Source organism: Streptomyces sp. NPDC006512, from assembly GCF_040611935.1.
Classification (GTDB): domain Bacteria; phylum Actinomycetota; class Actinomycetes; order Streptomycetales; family Streptomycetaceae; genus Streptomyces.
Window position 1 is genome coordinate 19,268 of record NZ_JBEXPG010000056.1, and the last position, 12,710, is coordinate 31,977.

Consider the following 12,710-nt stretch of genomic DNA (forward strand, 5'->3'; position numbering starts at 1 on the left):
CGCCTTCCGTCGTCTGCGGTCGCGATCCTACCGAGCCCGGCGGACGGGGCGCCGTCCAGGTCCGGGTCACGGCGGGCCGGACGTGCGGCGACGGGGCGGCGCGGCGGCGTCACCGCGCGGTGGGCGACTGCCGCGCCGGCGGCGATTCGGCGTGGGCGCCGGACAGGAGGTGGCCCGCGCCGGGGGCCACGGCCGGGAGGTCCAGGGCGCGCAGCATCTGGTGGACGGTGCACACGGCCGCCGAGACGACGGGCTTGCCGAGGAGCTGTTCGGCTTCGTCGATCGCGCCCAGCGAGGGCATCTGGACGCAGGCGGAGAGCACGAAGGCGTCGGCGTCGGCGTGGTCCAGGGCCTGGGCGAGGCCGGGGAGCCGTGCGGGGTCGTGTGCGGCGACGTCGAGGTTGTCGGGGATCTCCAGGGCCTGGTAGTCGAGCACCTCGATGCCCTCGTGGGTGAGGTAGTCGACGACGGTCTTCGTCAGCGGGCGCATGTACGGTGCGATCAGGGCGATCTTCTTCGCCTTGAGGGTGTGCAGGCCGTGCACGAGGGCTCCGGCGCTGGTGACGACGGGGGCCGGGGCGCCGTTCTCCACGGTGCGCACGTGCAGGCGTTCCTCGGAGGTGCGGTGGTAGCCGAGCCCCGTGCTCATGATGGCGACCAGGCAGGCGTAGCCCAGTACGTCCACCCGCGCGTCGGAGAGCTCGACGGCGCAGCGGTCCGAGTCGGCATCCATGGCCTTGAGCTGTTCCGGGGTGACGTGGGTCATCCGCATGCGGCTGGAGTGGAAGGTGAAGCGTTCCGGCGCGATGGTTTCCCGGGCGCGCAGGATCGCGGGGACCTCGGTCTCCATGGTGACGTTGGAGCTCGGCACGATCTGGCCGATGCGGTAGGTACGGGGGGCGCGGGCGGACATGTCGCTCCTCAGCGGGCGTCGACGACGGGGTTGGTCAGGGTGCCGATGCCTTCGACGGTGGCCTCGACGGTGTCTCCGGGGTGCAGGAACTCGGGAGGGACCATGCCGGCGCCGACGCCGGCGGGTGAGCCGGTGGCGATGACGTCCCCGGGCTCCAGGGTGACGCCGGAGGTGATGTCGGCGATGAGGCGGGCGATGGGGAAGAGCATGTGGCGGGTGTTCGACTTCTGCTTGGTGACTCCGTTGACGCGCAGCGAGAGGTCGAGGTCCATCGGGTCGGGGATGTCGTCGGCCGTGACGACGGCGGGGCCGAAGGGCGCGTAGGAGTCCTGGCCCTTGGAGAAGAACCACTGGCCCGAGCGGCGCTGGTCGCGGGCACTGATGTCGTTGACGATGCTGAAGCCGAAGATGTGGTCGTACGCGTCCTCCTCGCTCACCCGGAAGGCGGTGCGGCCGATGACGACGGCCAGTTCGCACTCCCAGTCCAGCTGGGTGGTGAGGTCGGCGTTGTGCAGGACGGGCTGTCCGGGGCCGGTGACGGCGGTGGCGGGCTTGCTGAAGAGCACGGGGCGCGTGGGCCGCTCCTTGTCGGTGTCCAGGCTGCGGCTGGATTCCGCCACGTGCTCGACGTAGTTCAGACCGACCCCGATGATCTTGCCGGGGCGCAGCGGGGCCCGCAGGGTCACCGCCTCGGCCGGGTGCACGGCCTCGGCGGGCCAGGCCGCGGGTCCGGCGGCCAGCAGGCCGCGTGCGGTCTCCTGGGCGGGTGCGCCGGCCCGGATGAACGACAGCAGGTCCAGGGGCAGTTCCACGGCGGCCCGTTCGGCCAGGGCCGCGAGGTCGACGACGTGGTCGTCGACCTGGGCTCCGAGGCGCACGGAATCGTCGTCGAGGGTGTAGCTGATCAGCCGCATGGGGGCTCCTTGCGTGGGAGGGGGATGGTGCGCGGGGGCGGGGCTCCGCCGCACCGGCGCCGGTGTCAGGGCCGGCGGCGTCCGGTGCGGCGGAGCGGTTCAGGCGGTGGGCTGGTGCCCGCCGTTGTCGGTGTAGGCCTCTTCGCGGTGGAAGCCGAGCGAGCGCATGACGGGGAAGTCGTTGAAGGAGAAGAGGCAGGCGTCCTCGGACAGGTCGAGGTTGTGGTGCTCGTGCCAGGCCCAGGAGGGCACGCAGAACATGTCGCCCCGCTGCCACTCGAACCGCTGTCCGGCGATCACCGAGACGCCGCGTCCCTTGGCGGCGGTGTAGATCACCGAGCCGGTGTGGCGGTGGGCCCGCGTGGCCTGGCCGGGGCGCAGGAGCTGCAGGTGGGCGCCCATGGTCGGCATGACGGAGCCGCCGGTGACCGGGTTGGTGTACTCCGCTATGACGCCGTCGTACGGAGATCCCTCGGTGGCCCTGGCGAGGCCCCGCAGGGCCTCGTAGGTGGGCTCCCAGGGGAAGGCGAGCAGCGGGGAGTAGGGCCGGGTCCACTTCTCGACGCCGTACGGCAGCAGGTTCCCGCCGTAGGTGAGCACGGAGGAGTTGATGACCTTTCCGGGGGTCTGGTACAGCTCGGGGTGGACCTCGTAGAAGCCGGCGTCCAGGGCGTTGACGAGCGGGATGTCGAGGCCGTCCTGCCAGATGACGGGGGCGTCGTCGGCCTCGTTCCCGTGCTCGTGCCAGGTGCCGTTGGGGGTGATCGCGAAGTCGCCGGGGCCGACGCGCAGCTTCTGTCCGTCGACGATCGTCCAGGCTCCGGTGCCCTCGTGGACGAAGCGGAGCGCGGCGGCCTGGTGGCGGTGGGCGGTCATCGCCTCGCCGGGGCCCATGATCTGCAGGCCGGTGTAGAGGAGTCCGACGGCGGCGCTGACGTCCTTGCGGCCCGGGTTGACGAGCATCACGACGCGGCGGCCCGCGTCGTCGGCCTTGACGAGGTCGAGGGCCTTGCGGACCAGGGGGCGCAGTTCGCTGTAGCGCCACAGGACGGGTACGGACTTCGGCTGCGGGTACCAGGGCTCGATGTCGTTGGCCACGGTCCACAGCGCACCGGCCTGGAGCTGGGCGAGTTCGCCGTAGAACGCGGTGAGTTCAGGGGAGTCGGACACCCGGGCTCGGCCCAGTCGGCTGTCGTCGTACTCGGTGGTCATGCGTCCTCCTTCGTGATGCCGGTGGATTCCGTGGAGAGGGGCGGGAGGGGTGACGGGGGCGGGAAGGGCGGCGCGGCGTGCGCCGGGTCCGTCGCGAAGGTCACGGGGGTGCGGGGGCGGTTGTCGACGTGGAGCTGGAAGACGTCGAACCGGTTGTAGTGGCCGACAATGTCGTGCATCTGCTTGGGCTGGATGCACCTGGCCAGGTCGATCTCGGCGTACACGATGCCCTCGGTGTCGATCAGCGGCTCGGTGACGGGCCGGCCGTCGGGGCCGAAGACGCCGGACAGGGCGCTGCGGGGGCGGGCGAGCGTGCGGCGCGCCTCCTCGTCGTCGCCCGCGATGGCGTCGACGATTTCCGGGGAGATCGTCGAGCAGGCCACGACGGAGAACACCTTGCCCTCGAAGCTGTGGGCGGCGGTGCGGACGGCGATGGCGTCCGCCATGTCGTAGTCGGCCGGTGCCACCGGCAGGGCGATGTAGCAGGAAGCGTGGACCAGTTCGCCCTGGGCGAGGAGGGTGAAGCGGGCGAGGGTGTTGGTGTTCTCCCCGCAGGCGAGGGCCCCGAGCGGGCCGACGGGGGTGGGGTGGACCTTCAGCGAACTGCCGTCACCGCCGGTCCAGGTCAGCTTCTCGGCCCAGGTCGGCACCAGCTTGCGGTGGACGCCGAGGAGGGCGCCGTCGGGGCCGATGGTGAGGAGGGTGTTGTAGAGGACGCCGAGGCTGTGCGGGCCGCGTTCGTTGACGCCGATGACGAGGACGACCCCGTACTGGCGGGCGGCGGACCGCAGTCGGTCGACGTACGGGCCGGGGACGTCGACGGCCGAGCGGTAGAGCCGCTCGAACCAGGGCGAGCCCTGGACCGGGTTCATCGTCCAGTTCCAGTACGGATAGCCGGGGACGAACACCTCGGGGAAGACGACCAGTTCGGCGCCGCCGGCCGCGGCCTCCGCGATCAGGGCGATCGTCTTGTCGACGGTCGCCGCGGCGTCCAGGTAGACGGGAGCCGCCTGCACGGCCGCGGCGGTGAAGCGTGGCAGATCCATCGGTACTCCAGGTCAGCGGGCGGATGCGGCGGCGGTCGCGGGGAGGCTCGGAACCCAGCGCAGGTGCACGGGGGCGGAAGGCTCGCGGAGCAGCTGGAGCCGGGGCGCGATCCGGTCGGTGCGCGCACCCGGCGGGCGGCCGCTGCCCGCCCGCCAGGAGGCCGGCCAGGGCGCCGCCGGACCGCTGTAGTCCTGGGCGGCGGCGGCGTGCAGCGTCCACAGGGGGTCGTGCAGCTGCGCACGGCCGACACCGCACAGGTCGGCCCGGCCCGCCAGGATGATCGAGTTCACGTCGTCGTACGTGGAGATCGCGCCGACCGCGATGGTCGGGACGTCCGTGGCGTTGCGGATCAGGTCCGCGTACGGGGTCTGGTAGCTGCGCCCGTACCGGGGCCGCTCGTGGGCGACGACCTCGCCGGTGGAGACGTCGATGGCGTCGGCTCCCGCCTCGGCGAGCGCGCGGGCGATGCCGACCGCGTCGGCCTCGCTCAGGCCGCCCTGCGCCCAGTCGGCCGCCGAGATCCGGACGAGCAGCGCCTTGCCGAACGGCCACACCGCCCGTACGGCGCGCAGCACTTCCAGGGGGAAGCGCAGCCGGCCGGCCAGGCTTCCGCCGTACTCGTCGGTGCGCCGGTTGGTCAGCGGGGAGAGGAACCCGGACATCAAGTGGCCGTGCCCGTACTGGAGTTCCAGGGCGTCGAAGCCCGCCCGGTCGGCCCGCTGGGCCGCGCGCACGAAGTCCCGTACGAGGGTGTCCATGTCGGCGCGGGTCGCTTCGCGCGGCACCGGGCTCCGGTCGTCCCAGGCCAGCGGGGAGGCGGCGATCGGCGGCCCGTCGGCATGGGCCGCCGCGCGGCGGCCGGCGTGGGTGAGCTGGATGCCCAGGCAGGTGCCGTCCTGGCCGGGCCGGCCGTGGACGAAGTCGGCGATGTGCCGCCAGGCGGACTCGTGTTCGTCGGTGTACAGGCCGGGGCAGCCCGCGGTGGCGCGCCCCGCGGCGCTGACGGCGGTCATCCCGGCGAGCACGAGACCGCTGCCGCCGAGGGCCTGGGTGCTCAGGTGGACGAGGTCGAAGTCGCCGGGGACTCCCTCGCGTGCGGTGTACAGGGCGGTGGGCGGTACGACGACCCGGTTGCGCAGGAGCAGTCCGCCGAGCCGGAAGGGGCGGAACATGGGCGGCACGGGCGAGGAGGAGTTGACGGCGGTGGTGAACCCCTCGTCACGTACGCGCAGGTTGTCGTAGGTGACGCGGCGGCTGCGGGTGAGGAGGTTGAAGGCGAACTGCGGGGGTTCCTGGGCCGTGTAGCGGCCGATGTTCTCGAACCATTCGAGGCTGGCCTGGGCGGCTCGCTGGGTGGATTCGACGACGGGCCGGCGTTCGTTCTCGTAGGCGGCGAGCGCCGAGGTCACGTCGGGGTGTTCGTGCAGGCAGGCGGCCAGTGCGAGCGCGTCCTCCATGGCGAGCTTGGTGCCGGAGCCGATGGAGAAGTGGGCGGTGTGGGCGGCGTCGCCGAGCAGGACGACGTTGCCGTGGCGCCAGGAGGCGTTGCGGACGGTCGTGAAGCGGATCCACTTCGAGGCGTTGGGGATCAGGCGGTGGCCGTCGAGGTGTTCGGCGAGGATCTCCTCGCAGAGCCGCACGCTCGCCTCGTCGCTCTCGCCGCGTGCGAACTCCCGGTCGGCGAGGGCTTCGAAGCCCGCCCGGCGCCAGTCGTCCTCCGCGATCTCGACGATGAACGTGCTGCGCTCGCCGTCGTAGGGATAGGCGTGGACCTGGATGCTGCCGAAGTCCCGCTTCTCGACGATGAAGGTGAACGCCTCGAAGACGCGGTCGGTGGACAGCCACATGTAGCGGCAGTGGCGCTCGTCCAGGTCGGGGCGGAAGCTCGCCGCATAGGCCTCGCGGGCCGTGGAGCGGATTCCGTCGGCGGCGACCACCAGGTCGTAGGCGGCGGAGAGTTCCTCGACGGGCGGCGCCTGGGTGCCGTAGCGCACCTCCACGCCGAGGTCCGCGCAGCGCTTCTGCAGGATCTCCCGCAGCCGGTTGCGGTCCAGGGCGGCGAAGCCGTGGCCACCGGAGACGTGGACCTCGCCGTCGTAGCGGACGTCGATGTCGCTCCACCGGGCGAACTCCGCGGACATCGCCGCGAACACGGCGGGGTCGGCCTGTGCGATGCCGTCCAGCGTCTCGTCGGAGAAGACGACGCCGAAGCCGAAGGCGTCGTCGCGGGCGTTGCGCTCCCAGACCGTGATCCGCCACTCCGGTGAGAGCTGCTGGGCCAGGGCCGCGAAGTACAGCCCGCCGGGCCCGCCTCCGATGACTGCTACGCGCACGGTGTTCCTCCTAGTGGTTCCGGAATCAGAGTATGTTGCATATTTGGCGATCGTCAAGATTCCAACACATCGCGAGACGGGTGCCCGGCCCGTCGCCCCGGATCACGCGAACAGCTCGGGGGCCTGCGGACCGGCCTTGGTGAGGACCTCCCGCACGTCGTCGGGCCAGGCCGCGGAGCCGGTGGCGCGCGGAGCCGAGTGGGCGATGACCATGCGCCCGGTGGCGGCCGGCTCCTCCCCCTCGCCGCGGACGGTGAAGGCGTAGTGCAGGGAGCTGGTTCCGACCTCGGTGACCTCCAGCTCGGTGCGGACGGTCTCGCCGAACCACAGCCGGGCCCGGTAGTCGGCCTCGAAGTGGACGCGGGGGGTGCTGCCGAAGAGGTGGGCCAGTCCCAGCCGCCGCAGCAGGACGGCCTCCGCCGCCTCGACCCAGCGCACCACCGTGGAGTGGTGGTAGTGGCCGGCCGCGTCGGTGTCGGGCCATTCGACGCGCCGCTCGACGATGACGCTGGGCAGGTTCCGCGCGAGGGCTTCGGGGCATCCCGCGGCGCAGCTGTCCGCCGCCGCGGAATCCGCGGGCCGCGGTCCGGAGGTGTCCGTCGTCGTGCCTTCCGTCGACCCCGAGGGGATGGGGCGGGAGGCGTGCCGGGCGCGCTCGCGCAGCTCGGCGCGCCGGAGCTTTCCGTTGCTCGTGCGCGGGAGGCCGGTGACGAACTCGACGGCGCGCGGGTACTTGTAGGGCGCGACGGTCCGCTTCACGTGGTCCTGGAGCTCCTTGACCGTCGCCGCGCCGGGCGCGGTTCCGGGGCGCAGGACCACGTACGCCTTGACGATCGTCCCGCGCTCGTCGTCCGGGGCTCCGACGACGCCGCATTCCTCGACCCAGGGATGGGTGGCGAGCGCCTTCTCGACCTCGGGGCCGGCGATGTTGTACCCGGAGGAGACGATCATGTCGTCGCTCCGGGCCACGTACCAGAAGTAGCCGTCGGCGTCGCGGACGTAGGTGTCGCCGGTGACGTTCCAGCCGTTCCTTACGTACGCGGTCTGGCGCGGGTCCTCCATGTAGCGGCAGCCCGTGGGGCCGGTGACCGCGAGGAGGCCGGGCTGCCCGTCGGGGACGGGCTCGCCCTCCGCGTCGACCACCCGGGCCCGGTACCCGGGAACGGGTCTGCCCGTGGCGCCGGGGCGTATGTCGCCGTCGGACGCCGAGATGAACACGTGGAGCATCTCGGTGGCACCGATGCCGTCGATGATGCCCAGCCCGGTCGCGGCGTGGAACTCCTCCCACACCGCCGCCGGCAGCGCCTCCCCGGCGGACACGCAGCGGCGCAGGCCCGACAGCCGGCCCACCGCGCCGGCCGCCATGATCGCCCGGTAGGCGGTGGGCGCCGTGAAGAGCACCGTGACTGCGTGCTCCTCCACGAGCTCGGCCAGCCGCTGCGGCGCGGCCTGTTCGACCAGCAGCGTCGACGCACCCACGGAGAGCGGGAAGACCACCAGTCCGCCGAGTCCGAACGTGAAGGCCAGGGGCGGGGTTCCGGTGAAGACGTCGTCCTGGCGGGGCCGCAGGACGTGGCGGGAGAAGGTGTCGGCGTTGGCCAGCACGTCGCGGTGGAAGTGCAGGGTCGCCTTCGGCCGCCCTGTCGTTCCCGAGGTGAAGGCGATCAGCGCCACGTCGTCCGCCGCGGTGGCGACGGTGGAGAACCGGCCGTCCTTCGCGGCACACCGTGCGACCAGGTCCTCCTCGCCCGGACCTCCGTAGGCCAGCACGGCGGGGCCGGACGTGCCGGTGGCCGCCAGTTCGCCGAGGTAGCGGTGGTCGCACACGGCGACGGCCGGCCGGCTGATCCCGTAGAGCTCCGCGAGCTCACCGGCGCGCAGCAGCGGCATCGTGGTGACGGCCACGCCGCCGGCCTTCAGCACCCCGAACCAGGTGGCCACGAGCCAGGGGTTGTTGGGCCCGCGCAGCAGCACCCGGTTGCCGGGGACGAGGCCGAAGTCCTCGGTCAGCACCTGGGCGACCTGATTGGCGCGTTCCAGCAGGTCGCCGTAGGTCCACCGCTCCGTGGGAGTCAGCAGACAGGGCCGGTCGGCCCCCCAGCGCAGGACGGCGTCGTCGAGCAGTCGACCGGCGCAGTTGAGCCGGTCCGGATAGTGCAACTCCGGTAGGTCGAAGTGGAGTTCTGGCCAGAGGGCGAAGGGCGGGAGCCGATCGCGACAGAACGTGTCGACATGGGCGGACGGGGAGAGCTCCATGGGGCGGCACCTCAATCTCGGGGCAGCGGGGAGAGTGAAGCAAGTATCTCGCTAAACTTGCGACCGTCAATGATGCGCGATATCCGAGTTAGTTAACAGCGTGTTGCGCGGCGCCGTCCACTGGCCGCGCTCCACCGTCTGTTACACGTGTAACATGCTAGGCACCCCCGCCGGAGAAGTTCAAGGATTTCGGACAAACCGGACCTGAACCCGGACCGCTCGACGAGAGCCGGAAAATGCCGGCCGGGGATGTCGAGAACCCGCGTCCGGCTCCGTCCCCGGTATGAAGGCGGCCACAATGGGCCGCAGGAGCGACGAGGAGAACCACCATGGCCAAGTACCTGCTGTTGAAGCACTACCGGGGCGCGCCGGCCGCGGTCAACGACGTGCCGATGGACCGGTGGAGCCCGGAGGAGATCACGGCACACGTGCGGTACATGCACGACTTCGCGGCCCGGCTGGAGGAGACCGGCGAGTTCGTCGACGGCCAGGCCCTCGCCCCCGAGGGCGCGTGGGTCCGCTACGACGGCGAGGGGCGCCCGCCCGTCACCGACGGGCCGTTCGCGGAGACCAAGGACCTCATCGCCGGCTGGATGATCATCGACGTCGACAGCTACGAACGCGCCATCGAACTGGCCGGGGAACTCTCGGCCGCACCCGGAGCGGGAGGCAAGCCCATCCACGAGTGGCTGGAGGTGCGCCCCTTCCTGACCGCGCCGCCCACCGTCACGGAGTAAGCGCGCCGTGACGTCACCGATCGACGAGGTCCTGCTCAGGAGCCTCACACCGGGCGTCCTCGCCGTCCTCGTCCGCCGCGGAGCGGACTTCGCGGCGGCCGAGGACGCCGTACAGGACGCCCTCGTCGAGGCGCTCCGCGTCTGGGCCGCGGACCCCCCGCGGGACGCCAAGGGCTGGCTGGTCACGGTCGCCTGGCGCAAGTTCCTCGACGCCACGCGCGCCGACACCGCCCGCCGCCGGCGCGAGGACCGCGTCGAGGAGGAACCGGCGCCCGGCCCCGCGCCCGGGGCGGACGACACGCTCCAGCTCTACTTCCTGTGCGCCCACCCGTCGCTGACCCCGGCATCGGCGGTCGCGCTCACGCTGCGCGCCGTCGGCGGGCTGACCACCCGCCAGATCGCCGAGGCCTACCTGGTGCCCGAGGCGACCATGGCGCAGCGCATCAGCCGGGCCAAGCGCACCGTATCCGGCGTGCGCTTCGACCGGCCCGGCGACGTCGCCACCGTGCTGCGCGTCCTCTACCTCGTCTTCAACGAGGGCTACTCCGGCGACGTCGACCTCGCCGCCGAGGCCATTCGGCTCACCCGGCAGCTCGCGGCCCGCATCGACCACCCCGAGGTGGCCGGGCTGCTGGCCCTCATGCTGCTCCACCACGCCCGGCGGGCCGCCCGGACCGAGTCCGACGGCCGCCTGGTGCCGCTCGCCGAGCAGGACCGGCGCCGGTGGGACACCGCGCTGATCGCCGAGGGGGTGGGGATCCTCCAGGCGGCCCTCGCCCGTGACCGGCTGGGCGAGTTCCAGGCCCAGGCCGCCATCGCGGCCCTCCACGCCGACGCGCCCACCGCCGAGGAGACCGACTGGGTGCAGATCGTCGAGTGGTACGACGAGCTCGCGGGCCTGACCGACAACCCCGTAGTCCGCCTCAACCGCGCGGTGGCCGTCGGGGAGGCCGACGGGCCGCGCGCCGGCCTGGCGGCGCTCGCGGCGCTGGACGCCGCACTGCCCCGCCACACGGCGGTGACGGCGTACCTCCACGAGCGCGACGGCGACCTGGCGACGGCGGCGCGGCTGTACGCGGAGGCGGCCCACAAGGCGCCCAACCTCGCCGAGCGCGATCACCTGACGCGCCAGGCGGCCCGGCTCAACGCCCGCCGGCCCGGTTGACGGGCCGCACGCCGGGCGCGTCGTCGGGCGTCGGGCGCGTCGTCGGGCGTCGGGCGTCGGGCGTCGGGCGCGTCGTCGGGCGTCGGGCGTCGGGCGTCGGGCGTCGGGCGTCGGGCGTCGGGCGCGTCGTCGGGCGTCGGGCCACCTTCCCGGGTCAGCCGAGCCGGAGGCCGAACCCGTAGGGGAACAGCGGGTCCGTGGAGTCGTCGGGCACGTCCTCGTGCCCGGCGACGACGCTGTCCATCGAGCGGGGGAGCTCGAAGGGCAGCCTCCCTTCGGCCGCCGCCCGGCCGAAGAGCACGTCGAGCAGTGCGGTGTCCGAGGCCCCGAAATCGGCCACGAGGGCGGCCGCCCGGTCGGCGATCTCGGGTATGACCGCCGCCCGGTCCAGGAAGATGTCGACGACGGCCGGAACGGCGGAGGCGACGTCGAGCACGGGCCGCAGCTCGTCCTCGGTGAAGTCGAGGCGGCCCGCCCGGAAGAACGACTCGAAGCCGGTCGTCCGTTCCTTGTCGTACGGGGCCGAGATGCGCAGGACGGCCACATCGGCCTCCTCCGGGGTCTCCACGACGGTCGCGTACCGCGCGGCGACGGCGGGATCGACGCCCTCCGTGTAGATCCTGATCCCGGCATCGAGCGGCAGCAGGGGTTCCGCGGCGCCGGCGGGGCGGTCCTTGAGGACGGTGACAGAGCGGCTCTGCGCGGCCAGGCCGGCCGCGGTGAACTCCGGGTTTCCGCAGATCCGCGCGGCGCGGTCGGGGTCCGCGTACGGGTCGTCGAAGAGGCCGAGGACGAACTTCTCCCTCAGCAGTCGCGCGACCGACCGGTCGATGCGCTCGGTCGTCACCCGGCCGGTGCGGACGAGTTCGACGACGAGCTCGGGTGCCGCCTCGCCGCCGAGCTGGTCGGCTCCGGCGTCGAGGATGCGTTCCACCCGGGTGGGCCGGTCCAGTTCCTCCACGCCCCAGGCGCGGGCGGGGAAGGGGCTCCCGAAGATCTGCGTGTCGGTGACCAGGCCCCAGTCGGTGCAGATGATGCCGTCGAAGCCGTACTTCTCGCGCAGCAGACCGGTGATGACGCCCTTGTTGAAGCCGAAGCCGACCTCCTCGTACGGCGTTCCGACCGGCATGGCGTAGTACGGCATGACCTGCGAGGTGCCGGCGGCGAAGGCGGCCTCGAAGGGGATCAGGTGGTAGTCGAAGTTGTCGCCCGGGTAGACCTGTTCGCGTCCGTACGGGAAGTGCGCGTCCTCCCCGTTCAGCTGCGGTCCCGCGCCGGGGAAGTGCTTCGTCATCGCCGAGACGCTGCCGGCGCCGAGCTCCTCGCCCTGGAGCCCCCGGACGTACGCGGCGACCATCCGCGCGGCCACTGCGGCGTCGGAGCCGAAGGTGCCCAGGACGCGGGGCCAGCGGGGCTCGGTGGCCAGGTCGGCCGTGGGGTGGAGGGCCAGGCGGATGCCGACCGCGAGGTACTCCTGGCGCACGATGTCGGCGTGGCCGCGCACGAGTTCCTCGTCGCCGACGGCGGCCAGGCCCGGTGGTTCCGGCCACAGGGAGAACCCGTCCGTCTGCGCGCCCGCCGCGGGGTTGTCGACGAATCCGTTGCGGGGGTCGGTGGAGACGGTCACCGGGATCCCGAGGCGCGTCGTGGCGGCGAGGTCCTGGAGGCGGTTGTTCCATTCCGCCATGCGGCGCGGGGCCGCCGCGCCGAACAGGTTGAAGTGGCTCATGAGCTTGCCGGTGACCATCGCGGAGGTGGAGGCCCGCATCGGGTCGTCGTCGGGTGCTCCCGGCTCCGGTTCCACGAGGGAGCCGTCGGGGTTGATGGTGATCATGGTGTGGAAGAGGAGGCCGGCCTTTTCCTCCAGCGTCATGCGGGCCAGGAGGTCGGCGACGCGCTCGGCCACGGGGAGCCGGGGGTCCTCGTAGGGTTCCATGACGCCGTTGCCGTTCAGGTCCCGGAACGGCGTGCCGTCCGGAGCGGCCAGGACGCGCGGCCGTGCCGCCGGGGTGTGTGCCATCGAATGCTCCTCCGAGCTTCAGGGGCGTACGGGCCGCCCCTCGGGACTGCGGGCTCCATGGGCCGGCCCCGGGCGCTCCCAGCGCACCCGGGACCGGCACGCCGCTCCCCCCG

At 72.6% G+C, this 12,710-nt stretch carries 9 protein-coding genes and 1 pseudogene; 2 read left to right on the plus strand and 8 right to left on the minus strand.

Translation table 11 applies throughout. The features are described 5' to 3' along the window. Positions 1–109: 109 nt before the first annotated feature. The 7 genes and pseudogenes from ABZZ17_RS30810 to ABZZ17_RS30840 all read right to left on the minus strand — a co-directional run. Complete coding sequence (locus ABZZ17_RS30810) at positions 110–913, minus strand: Asp/Glu racemase (RefSeq protein ID WP_356880860.1); 804 nt, start codon at positions 911–913, stop codon at positions 110–112. An 8-nt stretch (positions 914–921) separates the two neighbouring features. Beyond that, positions 922–1,827 (minus strand): fumarylacetoacetate hydrolase family protein, encoded by a 906-nt coding sequence (locus ABZZ17_RS30815; RefSeq protein ID WP_356880862.1) that lies wholly within the window; start codon positions 1,825–1,827, stop codon positions 922–924. Between the two features lie 99 nt (positions 1,828–1,926). Beyond that, positions 1,927–3,039, minus strand: coding sequence for a cupin domain-containing protein (locus ABZZ17_RS30820; protein ID WP_356880864.1), 1,113 nt, complete (start codon positions 3,037–3,039; stop codon positions 1,927–1,929). Continuing rightward, positions 3,036–4,085, minus strand: a complete 1,050-nt coding sequence (locus ABZZ17_RS30825; RefSeq protein ID WP_356880866.1) for a carbon-nitrogen hydrolase family protein — start codon at positions 4,083–4,085, stop codon at positions 3,036–3,038. The genes ABZZ17_RS30820 and ABZZ17_RS30825 overlap by 4 nt, the downstream gene beginning before the upstream one ends. Before the next feature lie 12 nt (positions 4,086–4,097). Continuing rightward, positions 4,098–6,419 (minus strand): FAD-dependent monooxygenase, encoded by a 2,322-nt coding sequence (locus tag ABZZ17_RS30830; protein WP_356880868.1) that lies wholly within the window; start codon positions 6,417–6,419, stop codon positions 4,098–4,100. A gap of 102 nt (positions 6,420–6,521) precedes the next feature. Further along, complete coding sequence (locus tag ABZZ17_RS30835) at positions 6,522–7,082, minus strand: thioesterase family protein (RefSeq protein WP_356880914.1); 561 nt, start codon at positions 7,080–7,082, stop codon at positions 6,522–6,524. Further along, positions 7,074–8,675: pseudogene (locus ABZZ17_RS30840) on the minus strand (AMP-binding protein); the annotation flags it as partial. The gene ABZZ17_RS30835 and the pseudogene ABZZ17_RS30840, both read right to left, overlap by 9 nt. A gap of 329 nt (positions 8,676–9,004) precedes the next feature. On the opposite strand from ABZZ17_RS30840, the gene ABZZ17_RS30845 reads away from it, so the two are divergent. Together ABZZ17_RS30845 and ABZZ17_RS30850 are read left to right on the plus strand one after the other, a co-directional pair. Further along, positions 9,005–9,412, plus strand: coding sequence for a YciI family protein (locus tag ABZZ17_RS30845; protein ID WP_356880870.1), 408 nt, complete (start codon positions 9,005–9,007; stop codon positions 9,410–9,412). Positions 9,413–9,431: 19 nt separating this feature from the next. Next, the gene (locus ABZZ17_RS30850) at positions 9,432–10,577 is read left to right on the plus strand and encodes a DUF6596 domain-containing protein (protein WP_356880916.1); all 1,146 of its coding nucleotides are present in this window, start codon (positions 9,432–9,434) and stop codon (positions 10,575–10,577) included. Positions 10,578–10,731: 154 nt separating this feature from the next. On the opposite strand, the gene ABZZ17_RS30855 is transcribed toward ABZZ17_RS30850, so the two are convergent. Further along, the gene (locus ABZZ17_RS30855; protein ID WP_356880872.1) at positions 10,732–12,597 is read right to left on the minus strand and encodes a glycoside hydrolase family 3 N-terminal domain-containing protein; all 1,866 of its coding nucleotides are present in this window, start codon (positions 12,595–12,597) and stop codon (positions 10,732–10,734) included. Positions 12,598–12,710 lie beyond the last annotated feature (113 nt).